Source organism: Heyndrickxia sp. FSL W8-0423, assembly GCF_038009395.1.
In the GTDB taxonomy this organism is placed as follows: domain Bacteria; phylum Bacillota; class Bacilli; order Bacillales; family Bacillaceae_C; genus Heyndrickxia; species Heyndrickxia sporothermodurans.
This window is the reverse complement of record NZ_JBBPBE010000001.1, coordinates 3,700,255-3,723,644: the sequence shown is the minus strand read 5'-3', so window position 1 is coordinate 3,723,644 and position 23,390 is coordinate 3,700,255. Positions and strand designations below refer to the sequence as shown.

The following is a 23,390-nucleotide window of genomic DNA, read 5'->3' as shown; positions in this document are numbered from 1 at the left end:
CTGGTTTATTTTATTTTTTTCATTTAGATTAATAATTTGTAGTATTACTGAAGAATTTTGATAAACTAAGAATATCAAAAAAAAGGGTGATGAAATTGTCGAATAAACATTATTTTTTTGCTGTTCCATTACCTCCTGATATTAAGGAATCCCTTTTCCAACTATGCGAAAATATAAAGATAGACCATCCATTTAAGCGTTGGGTACACAAAGAAGATTACCATATTACATTAGCTTTTTTAGGAGATGCGGATCATACTCAATTAATGGAAGCAATACATGTAATAAAAGAAAGTCTAGCTAGTTCTTCTTCGTTTAATATAAAAATAAACCATCTCGGCATTTTTGGAAGAGAAAAGGCTCCGCGGATTTTTTGGGCAGGATTACTTGAGTCTCCTGAGTTAAATATGCTTAGAGGAAAGGTTTATGAAAGTTGTTTAAAGGCGGGATTTCAATTAGATAAGAAACCTTTTAACCCACATATCACTTTAGCGAGAAAATGGGATGAAACGAAGCAAAATTTTACTTTAGAGAAACTTAAAGAGATCAATTTAAATGCACCGAGCTTTCCGGTAAATCAGGTTGTATTATATGAAACAAATATTGAAGCTACTCCAAAGTATCAAAAAAAGGCTGTCATGCATTTGGGTGACGACTAGTAAAGGAAGAAAAATATATGGGTCAGTTAATAAAACTTCAGGATTATATATCCCGTTATGAGATGGATCCGTTTCGGTATCCAGCACAGTATGTAAGATTAAAAAAACAACAATGGCAAAAATTAAAACTCGATTGGGAGAATCAATCAACTAGTACAAATGAAATACATGAAGTGGAAGAAGAAAATAATCCAAGGCCTTTAAACGTAATTAAAAGATTATTTCAGAAATCAACTAGTGAAAAAGATGAATGGATTCAAGAGAATACACAACCAACTGAACCGATGTTTCAATTTGCCCCAAAGTTAGCATATTATCCGGATTCGATAGATGAGTTAAAGCAAATGTTTCTTGATCAGTTATTTTCGTTTCAAATGAAATGGGCAAGCTCAACCATTATTGAAAAGTCTTTTATAGATAAAAGCTATTTTAGAAATGAAAAGCTAAAATATTTATTACAACGTTTTCCTGATACTTTTTTATTTTTATACGAACCGATTTTTTTATTGAAGAAGGCTCCGGTTGAAATGGAGGTTCTTTTAATCACGCCTACAGAAGTTTGGTGTATCGTTTTTCTAGAAGAAGAGAATGAAGCGGTATATTTAGGATCTAAGGAACGGTTTTGGATCAAAAGAGCAAATCGGAATGAAAGCAAGATTTTAAATCCGATGATTTCATTAAATCGGATGGCGAAAATTATTATGCAACTATTAAACTACCATCAAATAGACATACCAATGAAAAAGGCCATTATTAGTCGCAATGGGTATATTGATTACCCTAATGCACCTATTGACGTTGCTTTATTGGAAAAGAGAAAGTATCCAGAATGGTTTAAGCAACAAAGGAACCATCTTTCTCCTTTAAAACATATTCAATTAAAAACGGCAAAAGTTCTTTTAGATTATTGCCAAACGACAAGTGCGAAAAGACCTGAATGGAATAATAGGGGTGGAATAGAAGAAAATCCTTTTGATATTTTAAAGGATTAAACATTCGTTTCTAATAATTAGCTTGACGAAAAATGTCATAAAGAATAAAATTTATTAAAGATACTTTTCTATACTTATTAAAATAATATACTTTTGTTGAAATATTTTTTCAAATAATAGTAAACTTAATTTTGTCATTGAAAATTTAACATAATCGCAACAATTTTTTTGAAATCAGTTTATTAAAGTTGGCTATTGTTGTCTGCTAAATTTCAATAGCTATCTTTTTTTTTTGACTATGTAATGATATTTTGAGCGCCATAGTTGATGGGCGAATTAATTGAAGGTGAATGATGTTGGAACACATACTTGGTCAAGGTTGGGAAGTGATCCCGGCCGGAGGGGCAACTGGAGAAGCATTCTTTGCCAAACATCAAGATCAAAAATTATTTTTAAAAAGAAACTCATCTCCTTTTTTAGCTGTTTTGTCGGCAGAGGGTATTGTCCCGAAGCTTGTTTGGACCAAACGAACAGAAAATGGTGATGTCATAACAGCACAACAATGGCTGAGCGGGAGAGAATTAAAGCCAGATGAAATGAGCCAAGATCGTGTTGCCAAGCTTTTAAAAAAAATTCACGATTCAGCCCCTCTACTTTCTATGCTCTTAAGATTGGGGAAAACACCATTTGAACCAGAGATGATGCTTACTCAAATTGAAACGGAATTGGATGAGGAACTTTTGAACTTACCAATTATTGATTCATCTCTACGTTTTATCCAACAAGAAGTCGAAAATATAAAAACGGATAATTATGTTGTTTGTCATAATGATATAAATCATAACAACTGGCTGCTAACAGATGACAACCAGCTGTATTTAATTGATTGGGATGGCCAAATGATCGCTGATCCTGCACTAGATATCGGGATGCTTCTTTATTTATATATCGATTCTAAAAAATGGAATGAATGGTTCATACAATATGGAATACATGCGGATGAACAGCTTCTATTAAGAATGAAATGGTACTTTGTTGCTCAATCACTATTGTTTGTACAATGGCATAGAACTAAGGATCGATTAATGGAAATGGAACAGTGGATTAATAGGCTTCAAGCGATTATTTAAAAGTTTATATTTATCTGATCTACCCACTGGGATAAATTGTCTTGATTGGCTTCAATATGTGAATTCAAGTGTTGTGTATATTGGCCATGTTGACTATAATTGTAAACCTCTTGAAGAACTGGTTTCACGGAAGCATCTATATTTGGATCCACCAGTAGAGATTTGACAAGACGTTCCAATTGTTCACATTCTGAAACAGAACCACAGCAATCAACTTGGTGATTGTTTAATATATCTTTTAATAAAGTAATTTGGTCTAGATGGGATAGTGGCATACGAAACATCCTTTCAATTTTTGTAATATAAAAAAGGAATCCACAGTTATTTTGTGAATTCCTTTTATCTTTATTCATTAAAATCAAACTGAGGTGTAAATACATGCGTTTAAGACACAAACCGTGGGCGGCCGATAAATTAATGCAATACCCGCAATATGTGATACAAAACCCTGAACAGCATAAAGGTCAATGGAGTAAAGTTTTTGGAAATGATCATCCACTTCACATTGAAGTAGGGACAGGAAAAGGGCAATTTATTGTTGGAATGGCAAAGGCAAATCCGGAGATAAATTATATAGGAATTGAACTGCAAAATAGTGTAATTGTATCTGCTTTAGATCGAATCATTGAAGAAGAATTGCCAAATGTAAAGTTATTAAACGTAGATGGAGAGAAATTGCGAGAGTTTTTTGAAAAAGGGGATGTTAGCCGAGTTTATTTGAATTTTTCCGATCCTTGGCCAAAGAATCGCCATGAAAAGAGACGATTAACGTACAAAACGTTTTTAAAATTATATGAAGATGTATTGGTGGATGGCGGGGAAATCCATTTTAAAACAGATAACCAAGGTCTGTTTGAATATTCATTAACAAGCTTTTCAGAATATGGATTACTACTTAAATATGTAAGTTTAGATTTACACAATAGTGATTATCCGGATAATATTATGACGGAATATGAAGAGAAATTTTCTGCAAGAGGTCAACGGATTTATCGCTGTGAGGTAAAATATCCTACAAATAATCGAGAAGCTGAATAAAAGGGAAATATAAAACTTTTTGAGATTAATGTTCCTGAAAAAGTATCTGCTTTGTCTAGCTCCAGCGCCTATCGACTAGAAAACTTCAGGACTTTTCCCTACGATAAGTCAACATCGATTCGCCTTGCAGGCTCATCGTGTTTCCTTTATCTCACTCAAAGTCCTTCCAGTTTTTACGTCGATGAGCGAGGCGCTTCCGCTTTTCTTACTTCTAACGAATTATTCAAAATGTTACAATTAAAACGAGGAGGGATAAGCATGGAGAAATTAACGGTTGGGGATTTAACAATTTGGTGGTTAAACGGAGGAGTAACGTTTATGGATGGCGGGGCTATGTTTGGCGTCGTACCAAAACCATTGTGGTCAAAAAAATATCCGGTCAATGACAAAAACCAAATTGAATTACGGACAGATCCAATGTTTCTTCAATTGAATGGAAAAAATATATTAATCGAAGCCGGCATTGGAAAAGGAAAGCTTACGGAAAAACAAAAAAGAAATTATGGCGTTGTTGAGGAAACAGCTATTGAGGAATCATTACGGGAACTTGGTTTAACAACTGCCGATATCGATATTATTTGTATGACACATTTACATTTTGATCATGCGTGTGGATTAACTATATGGGAAAATGATCAATTAATTCCGGTGTTTCCGAATGCAACGATCTATACTTCGCAAGTGGAATGGGATGAAATGAGAAATCCGAATATTCGATCACGAAATACATATTGGCCGGAAAACTGGGAGCCTATTCAGCATCAGGTCAAAACATTTGAAAACATGATAATGATTGAAGATCGTATAAAAATGATTCATACAGGTGGTCATAGTGATGGACATTCGATCATTCAAATCGAAAGTAATGGGGAAAAACTGATTCATATGGCGGATTTAATGCCAACCCATGCACATAAAAATCCATTGTGGGTATTAGCATATGATGATTATCCAATGACATCTATTTTTGCAAAGGACAAATTCATTTCTGAAGCAATAAATGAAAACTCATGGTTTACTTTTTACCATGATGCCATTTACCGTGCAATAAAATGGGATAAAGAAGGAAATATTATTGCAGAACTAAAAAAACAATAAAATAGGAAAAAGGGTTCCTTTCGAAGGAGCCTTTTTCCAGCTGATAGACTATGATAATGGATAAACATCTACAACCGTCCCAGTATAAGCATCAGCAATGAATTCGTATTGCTTTCTTTCGTTCCCAATCCGGCAAGTAACGCCGCCACGATAAATTTTCGTTTTAATAGGAAATTTCTCATAATCTTCCTTCATAATTTGAATCCAAGATCCTTCAACGGTCGTCTCTTCTTTAAAAGCCTTTTTCACTTTCGATAAAACCGCATCACTTGAAATATAGGTTTTACTCTTTACTGCCTCATTAACTAAATATCCACTTACTGCACCAACAGCAATTCCCGTAACAAATGATTTCCACTTCATAAGCAATACCCTCCCATTTTTATTTAGTTTACCATATTCATTAGTGAAAAAAATTTATTTATCTTGTAAAAAGCTACCTTTTTTTCTTACAATGGAGAAAGGAAAGGATGGATTGAATGAAAAAATTAAATGGTTTTTCCTTATACTTATTAGCTGTACTATTATTATGGATTAAAACCCTCATTATTTACTTTTTTGAATTTGATTTAAGAACGGGCACAGTTTTAGATACATTGATATTATTGATAAATCCTATCGGTTCAATTGCGCTATTTCTTAGTATCGGTCTGTTTTTTGCAAAGAAAATGAGGAAAACAGCAATTTTTGTAATATATATACTCTTAACCGGTGTTTTATATGGAAATATTTTGTATTATCGTTTTTACATAGATTTTATCACTGTTCCTGTATTATTCCAATTTCAAAATGTAGGAGGTTTGAGCCAAAGTACATTAGAACTAATCAATTGGACAGATCCCCTTCTTTTTGTAGATGTTGTCATATTAATTTGGTTATTAGTGAAAAGAACGGATATCGGTTTACCTTTATTAAAAAGAAGAAAACTACAAATTGTCGGTACAAGCTTCGTTTTAATAACTGTAGTCATTGTTAGCGGGATTATTGAAAACCCCCGTATTTTGAAAAAGTCATATGATCGAGAAGCATTAGTAAAAACGCTTGGAAGCTATAATTACCATATATATGATATCATCTTTAATTCAAAAATGTTTGTTCAGCGAGCGCTTGCAGATAGTGCTGATATAAAAGAAGTAAAGAACTATTTAAAGAGTCGGAATAATCATGAAAATAGTCACTCTCCATTAAGCGGCAGTGGTAAAGGGAAAAATATTATTGTCATTTCATTGGAATCTACTCAGCAATTTGTAATTAATCGGAAAATAAATGGTGAAGAGATTACACCGTTTTTAAATTCGTTAATTAAAGATAGCTTATATTTTCCGAATGTCTATCATCAAACTGCGCAAGGAAAAACGTCTGATGCTGAGTTTATGATTGATAACGGTTTATATCCTTTATCGGGGGGATCTGTGTTTGTAAGACGACCGCGCAATGAGTTTTATTCATTACCACAGATTTTGAAAGAGAAGGGCTATTATAGTGCCGTTTTTCATAGTAATGATGAAACATTTTGGAACCGTGAAAATATGTATCACTCACTTGGATATAATAAGTTCTTTTCTAAAACTTCATATCATGTAAATGAGGAGAACAGCGTTAACTATGGTCTAAAAGATATCCCATTTTTTAAACAGTCCATTCCATTATTAGAAAAGTTGCCTCAGCCTTTTTATGCAAAGTTTTTGACGTTAACAAATCATTTTCCATTTTTGTTAAACGAAGAAGATCAATATTTGAATGACGAGGAAGAAAACCCTGATTTAGTTCATCGCTATTTTCGGACAGTTAGGTATGAAGATGAAGCGATCAAAACTTTTATAAATGGGCTTAAAAAAAGTGGTCTTTATGATCAATCGGTTATTGTCTTATACGGAGATCACTACGGGATTTCGAAGAGTTATCACAAACAATTAGAACCTGTTCTTGGAAAAGAAATTACACCCAATGAGCAAGTAGAGCTTCAAAAAGTTCCATTGATTATTCATATTCCAGGACAAAAAGCACAAGAAATTAAGTCGATTGGCGGTCAAACAGATATTAGACAAACGATTTTAGATATATTAGGTGTCAGGCCGCAGAAAAATGTCATTGATTTCGGTCAAAGCTTAATTTCTAACAAGGAAAAGGATTTTGTAATCTTTCGTGATGGAACGTTTGTAACGAATAAATACACATATACTGAAAATACATGCTTTAACAAAAGATCAGGCAAAAAAGTAAAAATGAACAAATGCACACCTTATTTTGACCGTGTTCAAAATGAACTAAACCTATCGGACAATGTCATCTTCGGAGACTTATTGCGTTTTAAAGATGAAGATAGAAAGTATAATAAAAAAGACGAACAATCAGAAAACTAGAAAGGCGTATGAAAGTTCTGTAAAATAAAAGCGTGAAAAAAATAATTTTTAAGGGGAATGCAGATGGAACGCGAAACACTAGAATTATTTAGAACATTGACCGAATTACCTGGTGCACCGGGAAACGAGCATGCAGTCAGAAACTTTATGAGATCCGAATTAGAAAAATATGCTGATGAAGTAGTCCAAGATCGTCTTGGAGGCATCTTTGGTGTTAAACGCGGAAAAACGGATGGTCCGACTATTATGGTAGCTGGACATATGGATGAAGTAGGATTCATGGTAACATCGGTAACAGAAAATGGAATGATTCGCTTTCAAACATTAGGCGGATGGTGGAGTCAAGTTCTTTTGGCACAAAGAGTTGAAATTATCACAGATAATGGACCTGTTATTGGTGTAATTGGATCCATTCCACCGCATTTATTAAGTGATAATCAACGAAATAAACCAATGGATATAAAAAATATGTTAATTGATATTGGTGCTGATAATCGTGAAGATGTAAAGCGTATTGGCGTTAAACCCGGCCAGCAAATTGTTCCTATTTGTCCATTTACACCAATGGCTAACGATAAGAAAATTTTGGCTAAAGCTTGGGATAATCGCTATGGCTGTGGACTTTCAATTGAATTGTTAAAAGAACTGCAGGGTGAAGATATTCCAAGCATCCTCTATTCAGGCGCCAATGTACAAGAAGAAGTTGGTTTGCGCGGTGCACAAGCATCTGCGAATATGATTAAACCTGATTTATTCTTTGCTTTAGATGCAAGCCCGGCAAATGACATGTCAGGGGACAAAAATGAGTTTGGCCAACTAGGAAAAGGGGCATTGCTGCGCATTATGGATAAATCAATGATCACACATAAAGGAATGCGTGAATTGATTTTAGATACAGCAGAAAGCAATAATATCCCTTATCAATATTTCGTTTCCCAAGGCGGAACGGATGCAGGACGAGTACATACATCCAATGAAGGCATCCCTAGTGCAGTAGTTGGTATTTGTTCGAGATACATTCATACCCATGCTTCAATCATTCATGTTGATGATTATGCAGCAGCGAAGGCATTATTAGTAAAATTAATTAAAACATGTGACCAATCGACAGTTAATACTATTCTTGCAAAATAGGGGGGCGATGGCCTCCCTTTCGTTAAAAAGGGGATTGAAACATGAAAATTGCAGTAGGATCTACTAACCCTGCGAAGATAAAAGCAGTAGAAACAGGATTTAAGCTAAGAGAAATAAACGTATCAGTTATCCCACTTAAAGTACCATCAGATGTTAGTGAACAGCCTTTCTCAGATGAAGAAACAATTAAAGGTGCTATAAACAGAGCGGAGAATTGTTTAAAAGGATTAGATGTACAAATTGGCATTGGACTTGAGGGTGGAGTGACTGAAACTCCATTTGGCTTATGTGTTTGTAATTGGGGAGCTCTTATAGAAAAAGGCCAGCCACCGATTATTGGTGGAGGTGCACGGTTTCTATTGCCTGAAGAGATTGCGGTAAGGCTGCGAAACGGAGAAGAGTTAGGGCCGGTCATGGATGACTTTTCACAAAAGAAAAATGTTCGAAAAAAAGAAGGAGCTATTGGCATTTTTACAAACGGAAATGTTACAAGAGATGAAATGTTTTTGCACGTTATGAAAATATTAATTGGTCAATATGAATACGGAAAGATTTAAGTTAAGTTATTGTCAGTGGAAAGGATGATACATGTGAATAAATTAACCTCGATTGAAGAATTTCAACAATTAAAAAGCAATGGGAAACATATTTTTATGTTTTCGGCAGATTGGTGTCCTGATTGTCGTGTGATTGAACCAGTTTTACCGGAAATAGAGGATAAGTTTAAGGAATTTACCTTTATTTATGTTGACCGAGACCAATTTATTGATTTATGTGCCGATCTTGGGATTTTTGGCATACCAAGCTTTGTTGCCTTCGCAGATGGGAAGGAACTTGGGAGGTTTGTAAGTAAGGATCGAAAAACAAAAGAAGAAATTGAAAACTTTATAAAAGGGCTATAATCCTTCATCTTTGTGATGGAGGTTTTTTTCATGTAATATAGTTACAGGCAATCCAACAAAAGGCGGGGAACCAAATGAAAATGGATACAATGAAAATGAAACGGGAACTGGAAAATAGACTCCGATCCGAAAAAAGAAGCTTGAAATATGATCGTGATAAAGAAACACTTAGAATAGAAAATGTGGAAACAGGTAAGGGAATAAATGTCTCATTACCTAATATCGTCTCTAAATGGCACGAAAAGAAAGAATCAGCAATCGATGAGGTAGTTTATTATGTTGAAGAAGCACTGGATGTTATGGGTGTACAACAATCAATGAGTGGCAAGGAAAATCTAATATTCCCAGTGATCCGATCCACTTCTTTTCCAATCGAATCTTCAGATGGAATTCCATTTTTTACAGAGAATCATACGGCGGAAACACGCATTTTCTATGCACTCGATTTAGGGAGTACATATCGTTTAATTGATGAAGTGATGCTGGAAAAGGAACAATGGGATAAAGAAGAAATTAAGCAAATGGCTCGATTCAATCTTCGCTCTCTTTCAACGGAAACAAAAGAAGATACTGTTGCGGGAAATAAATTTTATTTTTTAAATACGAATGATGGATATGATGCAAGTAGAATATTAAATGATAAATTTTTAAAGGAGATGTCTCTAAGAATAACGGGCGATATGACAGTCTCTGTTCCACATCAAGATGTACTTATCATCGGAGATATTCAAAATGAAACAGGCTACGATGTCCTGGCACAAATGACAATGAGCTTTTTTACTAATGGTCATGTTCCGATAACAGCCCTTTCATTCATCTATGAGGATGGTCAATTTGAACCGATTTTTATTATGGGGAAAAATAGAAAACAATAAAAGGTCAGCTTCCATGAAAGCTGACCTTTTAATAATTATTTATCTAGCATTAGGGAATATTCTTTGAACTGTTTGGTTGAATTGATCGAACAGTCCACTAATAGGATGGCCATTACGGAGTTCATTTCCGTAGTCAGTCATTCTATCGTAGAAATCCGGGTTAACCGAAACATAGACATTATCGATATCTTTGTCGGCTTTTCGAACTTCTTTAGCAATTTTATTTTCGACTGTTTTTGATAATTCATTACGTGAGCGATCGGTTAACATAACTGCTACATATGCATTATTATCAGTTACGATAACATTTGCACGATCCACTTCTTTTAATTTTGCAACCCTGTCAGCAGCTTCATCGGCAACTCTCATTTTATTGTTGACATTATCGTTGTCGTTTACGATATCATTCGTATTGTTATTATCAGTTAAATCATTGTTATAGTTAACATTACGAGGGTTAACGTTACGATCGTCATTGTTATAGCGGACAGGGCTCACATTGTTTCGTTTCGTTCCATTGTTATCATTATTTGTACCACATCCCATTAATAACCCTGAAACAACACCTACACAAATTATCGTTTTTGCTATTTTCAAGTTTGACTCCTCCTTTTTTTTAAAGTCATTACTAATTTTCCATGCGCGAGAAATTTTATGCTGACTAAATTAAGGATATTTGTCCAATTCGTAATGTAAATATCATCTAAAAATCCTCGAAAAAAAATATTTTACTTGTATAATGAAAGAAGCAGTTCTTTTAAATACGCTTTGTAATTAGAGAATTGCACCCTAATTTATTTTTTATTAATGAAAGAGTGATTTAATAGTGAGCTGGATAAAAAAATTAGTAAATCTTTTTACTGTAGAAGTAGAAGATGATGAAGACGTGAATATCGTTCAAAAAAAAGTAAATTCTAATCGAAATGATACATATAGAAATATTGAAACGCGGATGAAATATGAATATCCAAAAGGAAAATTTCGTTTTCCGGCTATTCCTGATGAGGTACGGGTTAATTCAAAGAAGGTCCAGGAGCGTTCCCAAAAGCAACATTCGATCATTCAGCCTAAAAACACAGAACGACCATTGAAAAAAACAGTGATTGAAAAACCAGTTCAACCGGTTAAACCAGTTATTACAAAGAAAATAGAACCAACCAATAAACGGCCATTTAAACCGACAGAAATCCCTTCTCCTGTATATGGATTTAAACGACCGCCTAAAAAAGAAGAGAAAGGGAATGATTTTGAATTTGAATTAACAAGTCTAACAAGTAACAATTCCTTAAATGAAGGTGATTTAGGGGGAAATATTCCTTCCGAAAAAAATACGGTAATCATCCAGGAAAAAAGATCAGAACCATTAATTCCAAAAGAGAAAGAAGAAGTTGGAATCCAAGAAATCAAAGAGGAATTTTTTGTTAATAACTTCATAATTGAAGAGTGTCAAAATGAGCTTGTTCAAGATGACGATCACGAATTTTTAAATGAAGAAGAAACAATTGAAATAGAAGATCAAGAAAAACTCGAAATAGAGGATGAAAGTGCGGTTGATGAAGAAGTTGAACAACCGGAGACGAAAATAAATGAAGAAACGGAAACAACTTCTAGATCACATATTCCTTTCAACGTCTTAATGTTAAAACAGGACCGACAAAAATGGGAGGAAAAAAATCGAAAAGAGGTTGATTCGAAAAAGGAAATAAAACAGGAAACAATCGATAATCATGAAATAAACGAATCATTTGTTTTTCCTTCCTATCAATTATTACTGCCGCCTGTAAAATCCGATATAGATGGTGAGTGGGTTAACAAACAGAGCGATATTTTAAATGAAACATTATTAAATTTTAATGTAAGAGCAAAAGTGGTAAATGTTAGTCAAGGTCCTTCGGTTACAAGATTTGAGATCCAACCTGAAAAGGGTGTTAAAGTAAATAAAATAACGAATTTGAGTGATGATCTAAAACTAAGCCTTGCTGCCAAAGATATAAGGATTGAAGCACCGATACCGGGAAAACATACGGTCGGAATTGAAATTCCTAATATGAATAGCAGACCTGTTATGATTAGTGAAATCATTCTAAATTCCGTTTTTAAAGAAAGTAAATCTCCGTTAACTGCGGCACTAGGGCTTGATATTTCCGGTAACCCAATCATTACTGATTTAAGAAAAATGCCGCATGGTTTAATTGCCGGGGCTACAGGTTCAGGAAAAAGTGTTTGCATTAACTCGATACTTGTTAGTTTATTATATAAAGCAACACCGAATGAGTTAAAACTATTACTAATTGACCCAAAAATGGTGGAGCTTGCACCATATAATCATATTCCTCATTTAGTTAGTCCTGTTATAACTAACGTTAAAGCGGCAACAGCAGCATTGAAATGGGCCGTTGAGGAAATGGAACGACGGTATGAGTTATTTGCCCATACAGGGGTTAGAGATATTCAACGCTTTAATGAATTAGCTGAAGCTCATCGACAATTCAATGATAAACTTCCTTATATAGTTATCGTCATTGATGAGTTGGCAGATTTAATGATGATGTCTCCGGCAGACGTCGAAGAAGCAATTTGCCGTATTGCTCAAAAAGCACGCGCATGTGGAATTCATTTAATTATCGCTACGCAAAGACCATCTGTAGACGTTATAACCGGCTTGATAAAAGCAAATGTGCCAACGAGAATTGCTTTCTCCGTATCTTCACAAGTTGATTCACGAACGATTATTGATATTAGTGGGGCTGAAAAACTTCTTGGAAGAGGGGATATGCTGTTTTTGGAAAATGGTTCTTCAAAACCAGTAAGACTTCAAGGGACATTTGTGTCGGATGAAGAGATCGATCGGGTTGTTCATCATGTACGACAAGAGGAAAAACCGAATTATCTATTTGAACAAGAAGAATTGCTGAAAAAGGCACAAATAGAGGATGAGGAAGATGAAATATTTTTCGAAGCTTGTGAATTTGTCGTTGATCAAGGCGGTGCTTCCACTTCATTACTGCAAAGAAATTTTCGAATCGGATATAATCGAGCGGCTCGATTAATTGAAATGATGGAACAACAAGGGATTATTTCAGAAGCGAAAGGAAGCAAACCGAGGGATGTCTTAATTTCTAGAACAGACTTAGAAGCGCTACATGAAGCACCTTCTAGTTATTAACAGTTTTAAAGGGCGGAGCTATTGCTCTGCTTTTTAGATTTATTTTATCTTTTATGAAAAAGTGATACTGTAATAAAGATGTTATACATATCATAGGCATGAAATATAAAAAGTGATATAATATTGGAATATGAACAATTTATTTAAAAAAATGTTCACATAAACTATTTTCGGCTAGGAATACACTATTTAGTTTTTCTTAGCAAATGATATACATATATCATATACTGTTTTTACATATAGACATTGTTGGAGGTTCTATTATGAATGTGTACCATTTCGTAGGTATTAAAGGATCCGGTATGAGTGCATTGGCGCAAATACTACACGATATGGGTTATGAAGTGCAAGGATCAGACGTTGAAAAGTATTTTTTTACTCAAAAAGGTTTGGAAGAATCGGGAATTAAAATATTGCCGTTTAGCCGTGAAAACATTAATCAGGGACTAACTGTTATTGCAGGAAATGCCTTTAGTGATACTCATGAAGAAATTGATGAAGCAATGAAAATGGGAATTCCAGTCATTAGATACCATAAATTTTTAGGGGAATTTATGCAAAAGTTCACAAGTATTGCTATTGCAGGTGCCCATGGAAAAACATCTACTACTGGGTTGCTTTCCCATGTAATTTCAGGATCTAAACCGACATCGTATTTAATCGGGGACGGTACAGGACATGGTGAAAAGGACGCACAATATTTTGTCTTCGAAGCATGTGAGTACAGGCGCCACTTTTTATCGTACTATCCTGACTATGCGATAATGACAAATATTGATTTTGATCATCCGGACTATTTTGCAAATATTGATGATGTCTTTTCTGCTTTTCAAGAGATGGCCATGCATGTAAAAAAAGGCATTTTTGCATATGGGGATGATGAGCAACTACAAAAGATTCAAGCAAAAGTACCAGTACTTTTCTACGGGTTCCAAGAGGAAAATGACTTTCAAGCAACAAATATCGAAAAGACGACATTCGGTACGAAATTTGATGTTTTTGTCCGTAATAATTTCTATGCAAGTTTTGAAATACCAACCTTTGGAAACCATAATGTGTTAAATGCATTATCCGTAATTGCACTATGTCATTATGAAGAAATTAATACTGAAACAACGAAAGAATACTTAAAAACATTCCAAGGTGTAAAACGTAGATTTACTGAAAAACAAGTGGGGTCGCAAATTATAATTGATGATTACGCACATCATCCAACTGAAATTAAAGCGACGATTGATTCTGCAAGACAAAAGTATCCGGATAAAGAAATCATTGCTGTGTTCCAGCCGCATACATTTACAAGAACACAGACATTTTTAATGGAATTTGCTCAAAGTCTTAGTGAAGCTGATCGTGTTTTTCTATGTGAAATATTTGGTTCAGCTAGAGAAATCCATGGACAGTTGACAGTCAATGATTTAAAAGACAAAATTAGCGGAGCACAAATTCTTCAAGAGGAAGATATGTCACCACTTCTTCAACTTAAAGATAGTGTTATTATCTTTATGGGTGCCGGCGATATCCAAAAATATCAACGGGCATATGAAGTACTTCTAGAAACCAACTAAAAAAACAGGCTTCGTAACGGAGCCTGTTTTTTTTATTAGGCTCCTCCCTGCGGAAAGCAAGCTCCTGCAGCGGAAAGGAACGGGCTATAGTTTAATCACATAAAAACATTTGGCGAAAATGATGGAATATGAGAAAATAAAGTAGAAAAATGATGTAAGCGTACATAATTTGGTTTGTATTTTTTTCATTTGGGTATTGTTTAAAAAAGGAGGGGTATTGTTTAATGATTATTATTCTGTATTTAAGCGTTGCATTAATTGCTATTGCCTTTCTAGTCCTAGTAATTAGTGTTTCGAAAACTTTAAATTCAGTAAAGGAAACATTAAATCAAGTATCAAAAACGATGGAAGGCATTGAAGGCCAAATGCAAGGAATCACCGGTGAAACAACGATGTTGTTGCATAAAACAAATGCACTGGCTGAAGACATTCAACAAAAATCCGAAAAGCTCAACACAGTTGTCTACGCTGTCCAAGATGTTGGTACGACGATTAAATCGCTTAATGAATCCATCAGAAGAGTAACTAATAATGTGACACATCAAGTAGAAAAGAACCAAGATAAAATTACACAAGTAATCCAGTGGAGCAATGTATTTAAAGAAATTAAGGACAAGTGGTCTGAGAAAAGAGAAAAGAAGCTAATCAAGCAATCAATTACTAATAACAATGAAAATGAACCCCAATTACGTGAAGTCAGAAGAGCGAGAGGCTAAAATTTCTGAGGAGGAATGTAACATGGCGAATAATGAAGTGAAACAATTAGAAGAACAATACGAAGGGAAATCAAAAGATTTTATAATCGGTGCAATCATTGGCGGAGCCGTTGGTGCTTTAACTGCTTTACTTTTAGCTCCTAAATCAGGTAAGGAATTACGCAATGATCTAGCAGATCAGGTCGAAACGATAAAAGGAAAGACAGACCATTTACGCATTGCTGTAACCCAAAAAGGAAATGACTTAGCAGCAGCAACAAAAGAAAAAACGATTCAACTAAAAGATTTAGCTGTTGATAAAGGAAGTCAACTCGTAGGAACAGTAAAGGATAAAGCTGAAAAGCTGCAAAATAAAGTTGAAAACGAAGAAAAGGAAGAAAAAGACGAAAGTTATGATGAAGAATTCATTTAAAAACTCGGAGGTTCATAACCTCCGGGTTTTTATTTAATAATATACAGAAGGCCAAATAATTTCCAACTGATCACCTTCAGAAATGGTATCATAAAAAGTGACAGATTCTTTATTATTTAAAAGTTCAAATTTTCCGTTGCTATTGTGAGGCATACTTATATCAACATATCGAAAAATATCTTGAAAAATAAATGGTTCTATTTTATAAAACTTTAACTCAATTTCATCCCCATAAAGAATATATTCATCCGATGACAATGGTTGACCCGATCTAATAATTTCGGTTAACGGCTTACTTATTTTTACTTTCTCACCATTAAAATAAACATGAATATAGTTTTCTAATTGCAAATTTTTAAGTTTGGCAAAATCTTTTACCGTTAGAGGATGTCTTCTTTCGATAGTGATACGATCCATATGATGAAATAGACTGGATAACTTAGCATCCTCAGAATTAATGGTGATTTTAGCTGATTGGAACGGAAAAAATGTTTCTTTGCCATTAACTTTCAGGCGGAATGGTTTTAATTCATGTAGTATATCAATCATGTTTAATGTATGAAGTAATTCTTCTATATTAGTCGGAAAGAATAATTCAATTGAATCCCCATCAGCAAGGATTTCCTCAAATGAAACGATGTCTCCATTTTTTTTAATCACTGTAGAAATGGTTACAGGCTTTTCGTTAATATATACTTGTTTACTTGGAATCTCATCAAGGAGATCTTTAATTTTTACATGCGGAGGCAGTCCATCTTTCCCTTTGATAATGTTAATTTGATCCCCATTATTTATGAATGTATCTAGTGTGGATAGTTCCCCATTTTTCATAATAATAGGTGGTTCCCCATGGTCACCCGGAATCGTAATCTGCCGCCCATTAAGTGTAACGACAATTCCCATACCAGGCTTTCCGTGGATTGAGTTAAGTTTAATTCCTGAACCTAATATACAATCCCCAATTGTTAATTCTCTTACCTCAAATAATCTAACTGGTTGTTCGTTTACATATGCAGTTACGTAGTGGACGGGTGAGGCTTGAGCCGCAATTGCAATGCCGATTGGAGTAATAAATTCCGGACCTTTCGGAATATCCGTTGCGATTGTCAGACTTTGAATGGCATCTGTCCCTCTGATGGCGACCCTATTCATAGGTAATTGCAAATGGTTTGAAATTCTACTACAAATTTCCGGAGTTTGACTTCCACCTCCGACGAGCATAACTGCTTTTGGTGCTTTCCCGTTATTGAGTAATAAAATTTCATCGGATATCGCCTTTGCTAGTTTGTCAATTGCAGGTGATATTTGCTCAATCATCTTTTCTTTCGTTATTTCTGATTCGAATCCTAGAATATCATTTATTCGAATCAAATCATTGTCGATTAATTGCCGTTTGGTTTTTTCTGCATCAGGGAAGTCTAGCAAAAATTGATCACTAATCGCCTCCGTAATTTCATCCCCGGCAATCGGCACCATTCCATAGGCAATAACTGTGCCAAAATCTGTTATTGCAATATCAGATGTTCCTGCACCAATATCTACAAGTGCAACATTCAGCCTTCTCATGGATGTAGGAACTAAAACATTAATCGCCGCAATTGGTTCGAGTGTTAATGCATCCATTTCTAAGTCGGCTCTTTGTAACGCTGCAATCAATGATTCTACTACGACTCTCGGGAGGAATGTAGCAATAATTTCAACCGCCGCTTCGTCCCCTTGCTGATCGATAAGGTTCCCAATCTCCTCTCCGTCTAAACGATATTGAAAAACCGAATAACCAACACAATAGTAAAATTGACTTTGTTGGGAAGAATACTTTTCTGCTGCTTGTGACTGTGCTTTTTGAACAGCACTTAGTTCTAGATGCAAAATATCTTGTTTTGTCATCATCGGCTTTCCTTTTATAGAAATGGAAACCTCCGCCTTTTCAGTTTTAAGCGCACGCCCTGCAGCTGCGACGCATACTTTGCTTAATGGCCCATGATGTTCTTCTAAATTTTCTTTTACTTCTTTAATAATATTTGAAACAGAAACAACATCATGAATTTGTCCATCAAGCATTGCTCTTTCTGAATGTTCCTTCACTAATACATCAGCAACATAATAGTGTTGATCTGCTTCTTCTAGAATAATTCCAACGACAGATCGTGTACCAATGTCCAATGCAAATATCTTCTTTTTATCTTGCAAATGATACACCTTCTTTAATATATTTCATAAAATACTTTATTACTTAAAAGCGTTTAATTATTAAAGTTATTATAGTGACATTTTGAATGCAATGAATTATAATTATGCCTAATAAATATTTTAAACTCTTTGGTGATATGACATAATCCTTTTTAAAATGTATCATAAAGGTGAATAAAATTAAACTTACTTTGTCATTTCATTAGTATGTTAACAACTTGAGCTTGAAAGTGTTCAGTAAGAGATGCTATTTATATGAGAGAGGATGAAAGGAATGGGAAATCAGGAGCTAGATCAATTACGTAAACAGATTGAGGATTTGAATTTACAGCTTTTAGAGTTAATTAACCAAAGAGCTGAATTAGTGCAGAAAATTGGACGAGTAAAAGAAACTGGAGGCGTAAATCGCTTTGATCCAGTTCGTGAAAGATCGATGCTCAACTTGATTAAGGAAAATAATCATGGACCATTCGAAAACTCTACGGTAGAACATATTTTTAAAGAAATTTTTAAAGCGAGTCTCGACCTTCAACAAGATGACCATCAAAAAGCACTTCTTGTTTCTCGGAAAAAGAAACCTGAAGATACGATCATAAATATTAAGGGTGCAACGATTGGTGATGGAAATCCTCATTTTGTATTTGGACCATGTGCAGTCGAGTCATATGAACAAGTTGCACAGGTAGCACAGTCTGTAAAAGAAAAGGGACTAACGCTATTAAGAGGTGGAGCATTTAAGCCGCGTACTTCACCATATGATTTTCAAGGATTAGGTTTTGAGGGGTTAAAAATTCTTAAACAGATTGCTGATGAATTTGGCCTAGCAGTGATTAGTGAAATCGTCTCACCGGAAGACATCGAAAAAGCGGTCGATTATTTAGATGTTATTCAAATTGGCGCTCGTAATATGCAGAACTTCGAATTACTAAAAGCGGCGGGTGCGGTAAAGAAACCGATATTATTAAAGCGGGGCATCGCTGCGACCATTGATGAATTTATCAATGCAGCTGAATATATTATGTCGCAGGGAAACGGTCAAATTATTCTTTGTGAACGTGGAATTCGAACATATGAAAGAGCCACTCGAAATACATTAGATATTACGGCAGTACCGATTTTAAAACAAGAAACACATTTACCGATATTTGTTGATGTGACACATTCAACAGGAAGAAGAGATTTATTATTACCAGCTGCTAAAGCTGCTTTAGCAATTGGTGCTGATGGGGTTATGGCTGAAGTCCATCCAGATCCAGCTGTAGCACTTTCCGACGCTGCACAACAAATGGACCTAAATCAATTTGACCAATTTTATAAACAATTACAAGCATCACGCGGTGCGGCAAAAGTCTTCTAATTTTTTAGAAGGCTTTTTTCATAGCTGTCCGGCTCAAGAGGCTAAACAAGAATCCTATCTAATACTTTTGAATATATTTAAAAATTGTCAAATTGGTGTTATTCATTGCATGATATATCAGTCTATCGTATGATTATAATAGATTTTTTCAATTCGTTTAAAATAAATGATTAGAATTATGATTACTGTTAAAAACTATCAATGTATAGTGTAAATATTGGAGCGTGAATATGGCATGAATATAACAATTTATGATGTAGCTCGGGAAGCTAATGTTTCTATGGCCACCGTGTCTAGGGTGGTAAATGGAAATCCAAATGTTAAACCTGCTACTAGAAAAAAAGTTGTAGAAGTAATAGAAAGACTAGGATACCGTCCAAATGCAGTTGCACGAGGTCTAGCTAGTAAGAAGACCACAACAGTTGGAGTAATTATTCCCGATATTTCAAATATTTTCTTTGCTGAGTTAGCTAGAGGAATTGAAGATATTGCAACGATGTATAAATACAATATTATTTTGAGCAACTCTGATCAAAATAAGGAAAAAGAATTACATTTATTAAATACGATGCTGGGAAAACAAGTGGATGGAATTGTGTTTATGAGTGGAAATATTTCAGAAGAGCATGTGACTGAATTTGAACGATCACCTGTTCCAATTGTTTTAGCGGGCTCAATCGAGCCATTCAATAAAATCCCTTCCGTTAATATCAATTATAAAGAGGCAGCTTTTGATGCGACAACTGAATTTATTGAAAAAGGACATAAGCATATAGCATTTGTTGTAGGTCCATTGCATAACCCTATTAATAAAGAACAAAAATTAGAAGGATATAAGGAAGCGCTTAGTAAAGCTGGAATTCCTTTTAATGAGGAATATGTGATTGAAGGCGACTACACATATGACTCTGGAATTGAAGCTTGGCAGAAATTAAATACGTTACCGGAAAGACCAACTGCAATATATGTTGGAAATGATGAAATGGCTTTGGGAGTTATCCACGGGGCACAAGATTCGGGTCTTATCATTCCTGAACAAGTGGAAATCATAACTTCAGATAATACAAAATTAGCACAAATGGTTCGTCCACAGCTGACTTCTGTTGTTCAGCCGCTTTACGACATAGGTGCAGTAGCCATGCGTCTGTTAACTAAATATATGAACAAAGAGAAGGTTTCTGAGAATATTGTGATTCTTCCACATCGAATCGAACATAGGGATTCTACTAAATAAATTTGAATATCAAAAAAATAACTGCTAATGGTTTATCAATTTGCAGTTATTTTTTTATTAGAATATGATTAAAAAAATCCAAATTGCCACCTTGATCTATTTCTGATAATCTTAATATAAAAAAGTGCAGTGAAATAGACAATCTCTTTTGTTTGATTTCAAGAAGGAAGTGACTAATTTTGGGGAATAAGGCGAAGAAAGAACTTTATTCATGGATTAAATCGATTTTACTTGCCGCAGTTATTGTGTTTATTGTCCGGTATTTTGTTTTTACACCATCTATTGTTGTAGGTCAATCGATGATGCCGAATTTACAAGATGGCAATCGAATTATCGTAAGTAAGCTTAGTGATATTAAAAGATTCGATGAAATTGTTTTTCAGGCGCCTGATGCAGATGAACATTATGTAAAAAGAGTCATCGGTCTACCAGGTGACCATATAGAAATGAAAAATGATGTTTTATATATTAATGGAAAAGCATATAAGGAACCGTATTTGAAAGCAAACAAAGAAGACTTACCAGCATCGCAAAAATTAACAGAGGACTTTACTTTAGAAGATCAGATTGGAAAAAAGGAAGTGCCTAAAGGCTATTTATATGTACTAGGTGATAATCGATTAGTTAGTAAAGATAGTCGGATATTTGGCGTCATCCCAATGGACTCTGTCGTAGGGAAAGTGAAGATGCGTTTTTGGCCGTTTAATGAAATAAAGTTTTTTAAATAATACGCAAAAAAATAGTCCTCCTTTTTATATTAGGGGACTATTTTTTTGCGTATTTTGTTGTTGTAAAAAATGAAGGACCCTTTCTGCTGTTTTGAAATTTTTTTCAGTTATTTCTTGTTTTCTTGGGATTGGCTTATAAAGATCTTGTGGATCTTCCCAAGTAGTGGCAATAGGAATAGGAGCCTTCGTTTTCCATTTGTTTATCCATGAATCGGGCAGTTTCCCTGAAAGTGGGGGATGATTAATCATTTCTAGCCAAATCATCGACCATGCTCGCGGGACGACCCGCCAAATATCATACCCGCCGCCTCCAACAGCTATCCATTTCCCGTCACAATATTGATGTGCAAGTTCATGAGCAATTTTTGGTATTTCACGATAAATATTAATTGAAGCAGATAAATGCGTCAATGGATCATAATAATGAGCATCCGCACCATTTTGCGTTAATATAACATCGGGTTTAAAATAAGCCGCTACTTCTTTAATTGTCGTTGTAAAGCATTGAAGCCATGACTCATCTTCTGTAAATGCATCAATGGGAATGTTAAATGAATACCCATAGCCTATTCCATTTCCCCACTCATTGACATTGCCTGTCCCAGGAAATAAATACCGACCTGTTTCATGAATGGAGAAAGTGCATACGTTATTATCATCATAAAATGACCATTGCACTCCATCACCGTGATGGGCATCTGTATCTATATAAAGAACTCTAGCATGATATTTTTCTTGTAAATATTTTATCGCAACGGAGCTATCATTATACACACAGAAGCCGGAAGCTTTGCCTCTAAATCCATGATGCAGCCCTCCGCCTAAATGTAATGAATGTGACGCCTGCCCCGTCATTACATAATCCACTGCGGTAAGTGTACCTCCAACTAACAGCGCACTTGCTTCATGCATCCCGGGGAACATCGGTGTATCTTCTGTTCCTAATCCATAATTTTCAGCTATATCTTCCGCCAAATGCCCTTCGCCCGCACTTTTTACAGCGGCAATATAGGCTGGATCGTGAATCAATTGAAGTTCCTCATCGGTTGCCATTCTAGGTTTAACAATATCATCATTATGAATAACGTTTAATTCTTTTAAAAGATCAAGTGTTAATGTAAGGCGAAATTGGTTAAATGGATGTTCTTTTGAAAAACGATAAGAAAGTAGTTCATCCGAATAAATAAAAACCGCATCTTTCATACTGACATCCCCGGCATATTCGGCCATAATACAATATGTCCTTTTTCTTTAAGATGCTGAATAACTCGAATAGGATTCATTGTTTGAATCCGAAATACTAATATTTTTGATTGTGGGTCTTTCTTATCCGGATAAACAAGAACACTATGAACATTTACATGCATTTCACTGAAAATGGCTGTTATTTCATGGAGAATTCCCGTGCGATTGGGAACTTTAATTTCAATTTGTGAACCGGGTTGGTTCACACCTGTCAATTCCACCATTGTTCGGAGCAAGTCAGTACTTGTTATAATCCCGACGATTTTTTTATTTTGAACGATTGGTAGACAACCAATTCTATGTTCATAAAAAATGCCTGCCACTTCTTCAACAAAATCTAATGGATGCCCCGTTATCACATCGGTTTTCATTATATCGCCGATGGGGAAATTCAGTTCTTTTTCGAGTTGATCTTTTTTGAATAAAGGTGATGGTGTCGCATCCTTGATGTCCCTTTCGGTAATTAGGCCGACTAATTGTTCATGTTCATCAACGATCGGAATATGGCGGATTTTCTGTTTTCTCATCAATAATAGAGCTGAATGAATAGTATCTTCAGCATGTAACGTGATAACATCTGTCTTCATTGCTTCTTCAATAATCACAGAACTCAACTCCTAATAAGTAACTAATCCCGACTGCG

Annotated in this window: 23 protein-coding genes; 17 read left to right on the top strand and 6 right to left on the bottom strand. The window is 34.9% G+C overall.

Features of this window, described 5'->3' with window-relative positions; translation table 11 throughout:
- The first annotated feature begins 95 nt into the window (after positions 1–95).
- The 3 genes from thpR to MKY81_RS19025 all read left to right on the top strand — a co-directional run bounded on the left by thpR (position 96) and on the right by MKY81_RS19025 (position 2,721).
- A complete protein-coding gene (gene thpR, locus MKY81_RS19035) occupies positions 96–659 on the top strand; it encodes an RNA 2',3'-cyclic phosphodiesterase (RefSeq protein WP_328018558.1) in 564 nt (187 codons plus the stop codon).
- A 17-nt stretch (positions 660–676) separates the two neighbouring features.
- On the top strand, positions 677–1,651 hold the full coding sequence (locus MKY81_RS19030) for an NERD domain-containing protein (RefSeq protein ID WP_341118558.1): 975 nt from the start codon (positions 677–679) through the stop codon (positions 1,649–1,651).
- 296 nt (positions 1,652–1,947) lie between these two features.
- Positions 1,948–2,721 carry a phosphotransferase family protein gene (locus MKY81_RS19025; protein WP_066227456.1) on the top strand — a complete coding sequence of 258 codons (774 nt, stop codon included), beginning with the start codon at positions 1,948–1,950 and terminating at the stop codon, positions 2,719–2,721.
- On the opposite strand, the gene MKY81_RS19020 is transcribed toward MKY81_RS19025, so the two are convergent.
- Entirely contained in the window at positions 2,718–2,996 is a 279-nt protein-coding gene (locus tag MKY81_RS19020) for a YtzH-like family protein (protein ID WP_066226801.1), read from the bottom strand. The genes MKY81_RS19025 and MKY81_RS19020 overlap by 4 nt on opposite strands.
- Before the next feature lie 103 nt (positions 2,997–3,099).
- Here MKY81_RS19020 and trmB point away from each other — a divergent pair, with 103 nt between their 5' ends.
- Entirely contained in the window at positions 3,100–3,759 is a 660-nt protein-coding gene (gene trmB, locus MKY81_RS19015) for a tRNA (guanosine(46)-N7)-methyltransferase TrmB (RefSeq protein ID WP_066226803.1), read from the top strand.
- Between the two features lie 258 nt (positions 3,760–4,017).
- Entirely contained in the window at positions 4,018–4,857 is an 840-nt protein-coding gene (locus tag MKY81_RS19010; RefSeq protein ID WP_341118554.1) for a YtnP family quorum-quenching lactonase, read from the top strand.
- 48 nt (positions 4,858–4,905) lie between these two features.
- Here MKY81_RS19010 and MKY81_RS19005 read toward each other — a convergent pair whose 3' ends face one another.
- Complete coding sequence (locus tag MKY81_RS19005; protein WP_341118552.1) at positions 4,906–5,220, bottom strand: PepSY domain-containing protein; 315 nt, start codon at positions 5,218–5,220, stop codon at positions 4,906–4,908.
- Positions 5,221–5,336: 116 nt separating this feature from the next.
- Here MKY81_RS19005 and MKY81_RS19000 point away from each other — a divergent pair, with 116 nt between their 5' ends.
- The 5 genes from MKY81_RS19000 (at position 5,337) to MKY81_RS18980 (ending at position 10,131) form a co-directional block, all read left to right on the top strand.
- Complete coding sequence (locus MKY81_RS19000; RefSeq protein ID WP_341118550.1) at positions 5,337–7,220, top strand: LTA synthase family protein; 1,884 nt, start codon at positions 5,337–5,339, stop codon at positions 7,218–7,220.
- 63 nt (positions 7,221–7,283) lie between these two features.
- Positions 7,284–8,354, top strand: coding sequence for a M42 family metallopeptidase (locus MKY81_RS18995; RefSeq protein ID WP_341118548.1), 1,071 nt, complete (start codon positions 7,284–7,286; stop codon positions 8,352–8,354).
- 41 nt (positions 8,355–8,395) lie between these two features.
- A complete protein-coding gene (locus tag MKY81_RS18990; RefSeq protein ID WP_066226821.1) occupies positions 8,396–8,911 on the top strand; it encodes a DUF84 family protein in 516 nt (171 codons plus the stop codon).
- A gap of 33 nt (positions 8,912–8,944) precedes the next feature.
- On the top strand, positions 8,945–9,256 hold the full coding sequence (locus tag MKY81_RS18985; RefSeq protein WP_066226824.1) for a thioredoxin family protein: 312 nt from the start codon (positions 8,945–8,947) through the stop codon (positions 9,254–9,256).
- Between the two features lie 80 nt (positions 9,257–9,336).
- On the top strand, positions 9,337–10,131 hold the full coding sequence (locus tag MKY81_RS18980) for a DUF1444 domain-containing protein (protein WP_066227459.1): 795 nt from the start codon (positions 9,337–9,339) through the stop codon (positions 10,129–10,131).
- Between the two features lie 39 nt (positions 10,132–10,170).
- Here MKY81_RS18980 and MKY81_RS18975 read toward each other — a convergent pair whose 3' ends face one another.
- Positions 10,171–10,728 (bottom strand): YhcN/YlaJ family sporulation lipoprotein, encoded by a 558-nt coding sequence (locus MKY81_RS18975; RefSeq protein WP_108070280.1) that lies wholly within the window; start codon positions 10,726–10,728, stop codon positions 10,171–10,173.
- Between the two features lie 229 nt (positions 10,729–10,957).
- Between MKY81_RS18975 and MKY81_RS18970 the strand changes: the two genes are divergently transcribed.
- The 4 genes from MKY81_RS18970 (at position 10,958) to MKY81_RS18955 (ending at position 15,993) form a co-directional block, all read left to right on the top strand.
- Positions 10,958–13,297 carry a DNA translocase FtsK gene (locus MKY81_RS18970; protein WP_445663934.1) on the top strand — a complete coding sequence of 780 codons (2,340 nt, stop codon included), beginning with the start codon at positions 10,958–10,960 and terminating at the stop codon, positions 13,295–13,297.
- A 263-nt stretch (positions 13,298–13,560) separates the two neighbouring features.
- Complete coding sequence (murC, locus tag MKY81_RS18965; RefSeq protein WP_066226828.1) at positions 13,561–14,865, top strand: UDP-N-acetylmuramate--L-alanine ligase; 1,305 nt, start codon at positions 13,561–13,563, stop codon at positions 14,863–14,865.
- 224 nt (positions 14,866–15,089) lie between these two features.
- Positions 15,090–15,581 (top strand): DUF948 domain-containing protein, encoded by a 492-nt coding sequence (locus tag MKY81_RS18960; protein ID WP_066226831.1) that lies wholly within the window; start codon positions 15,090–15,092, stop codon positions 15,579–15,581.
- 22 nt (positions 15,582–15,603) lie between these two features.
- Positions 15,604–15,993 (top strand): YtxH domain-containing protein, encoded by a 390-nt coding sequence (locus tag MKY81_RS18955; RefSeq protein ID WP_066226833.1) that lies wholly within the window; start codon positions 15,604–15,606, stop codon positions 15,991–15,993.
- Between the two features lie 33 nt (positions 15,994–16,026).
- On the opposite strand, the gene MKY81_RS18950 is transcribed toward MKY81_RS18955, so the two are convergent.
- Positions 16,027–18,183: a cell division protein FtsA gene (locus MKY81_RS18950; protein ID WP_341118543.1), complete on the bottom strand. Its 2,157-nt coding sequence runs from the start codon at positions 18,181–18,183 to the stop codon at positions 16,027–16,029.
- A 274-nt stretch (positions 18,184–18,457) separates the two neighbouring features.
- Between MKY81_RS18950 and MKY81_RS18945 the strand changes: the two genes are divergently transcribed.
- From MKY81_RS18945 to lepB, 3 genes are all read left to right on the top strand, one after another.
- Positions 18,458–19,540 (top strand): bifunctional 3-deoxy-7-phosphoheptulonate synthase/chorismate mutase, encoded by a 1,083-nt coding sequence (locus MKY81_RS18945; RefSeq protein WP_108070286.1) that lies wholly within the window; start codon positions 18,458–18,460, stop codon positions 19,538–19,540.
- A gap of 235 nt (positions 19,541–19,775) precedes the next feature.
- A complete protein-coding gene (gene ccpA / locus MKY81_RS18940) occupies positions 19,776–20,774 on the top strand; it encodes a catabolite control protein A (RefSeq protein ID WP_066226841.1) in 999 nt (332 codons plus the stop codon).
- A 179-nt stretch (positions 20,775–20,953) separates the two neighbouring features.
- Complete coding sequence (gene lepB / locus MKY81_RS18935; RefSeq protein ID WP_066226843.1) at positions 20,954–21,502, top strand: signal peptidase I; 549 nt, start codon at positions 20,954–20,956, stop codon at positions 21,500–21,502.
- Between the two features lie 24 nt (positions 21,503–21,526).
- Here lepB and MKY81_RS18930 read toward each other — a convergent pair whose 3' ends face one another.
- Positions 21,527–22,705 carry an acetoin utilization protein AcuC gene (locus MKY81_RS18930; RefSeq protein WP_341118539.1) on the bottom strand — a complete coding sequence of 393 codons (1,179 nt, stop codon included), beginning with the start codon at positions 22,703–22,705 and terminating at the stop codon, positions 21,527–21,529.
- On the bottom strand, positions 22,702–23,352 hold the full coding sequence (locus MKY81_RS18925) for an acetoin utilization AcuB family protein (protein WP_341118538.1): 651 nt from the start codon (positions 23,350–23,352) through the stop codon (positions 22,702–22,704). Before MKY81_RS18925 ends, MKY81_RS18930 begins: the two co-directional genes overlap by 4 nt.
- Positions 23,353–23,390 lie beyond the last annotated feature (38 nt).

Excerpts from the sequence above, each read along its gene's own strand:
- murC (WP_066226828.1), top strand. The coding sequence starts at position 13,561 with ATGAATGTGTACCATTTCGTAGGTATTAAAGGATCCGGTATGAGTGCA.
- MKY81_RS19030 (WP_341118558.1), top strand. The coding sequence starts at position 677 with ATGGGTCAGTTAATAAAACTTCAGGATTATATATCCCGTTATGAGATG.
- MKY81_RS18955 (WP_066226833.1), top strand. The coding sequence starts at position 15,604 with ATGGCGAATAATGAAGTGAAACAATTAGAAGAACAATACGAAGGGAAA.
- MKY81_RS19000 (WP_341118550.1), top strand. The coding sequence starts at position 5,337 with ATGAAAAAATTAAATGGTTTTTCCTTATACTTATTAGCTGTACTATTA.
- ccpA (WP_066226841.1), top strand. The coding sequence starts at position 19,776 with ATGAATATAACAATTTATGATGTAGCTCGGGAAGCTAATGTTTCTATG.
- MKY81_RS19010 (WP_341118554.1), top strand. The coding sequence starts at position 4,018 with ATGGAGAAATTAACGGTTGGGGATTTAACAATTTGGTGGTTAAACGGA.
- trmB (WP_066226803.1), top strand. The coding sequence starts at position 3,100 with ATGCGTTTAAGACACAAACCGTGGGCGGCCGATAAATTAATGCAATAC.
- MKY81_RS19005 (WP_341118552.1), bottom strand. The coding sequence starts at position 5,220 with ATGAAGTGGAAATCATTTGTTACGGGAATTGCTGTTGGTGCAGTAAGT.
- MKY81_RS18945 (WP_108070286.1), top strand. The coding sequence starts at position 18,458 with ATGGGAAATCAGGAGCTAGATCAATTACGTAAACAGATTGAGGATTTG.
- MKY81_RS18960 (WP_066226831.1), top strand. The coding sequence starts at position 15,090 with ATGATTATTATTCTGTATTTAAGCGTTGCATTAATTGCTATTGCCTTT.
- MKY81_RS19020 (WP_066226801.1), bottom strand. The coding sequence starts at position 2,996 with ATGCCACTATCCCATCTAGACCAAATTACTTTATTAAAAGATATATTA.
- MKY81_RS18990 (WP_066226821.1), top strand. The coding sequence starts at position 8,396 with ATGAAAATTGCAGTAGGATCTACTAACCCTGCGAAGATAAAAGCAGTA.
- MKY81_RS18930 (WP_341118539.1), bottom strand. The coding sequence starts at position 22,705 with ATGAAAGATGCGGTTTTTATTTATTCGGATGAACTACTTTCTTATCGT.
- MKY81_RS18995 (WP_341118548.1), top strand. The coding sequence starts at position 7,284 with ATGGAACGCGAAACACTAGAATTATTTAGAACATTGACCGAATTACCT.
- MKY81_RS18980 (WP_066227459.1), top strand. The coding sequence starts at position 9,337 with ATGGATACAATGAAAATGAAACGGGAACTGGAAAATAGACTCCGATCC.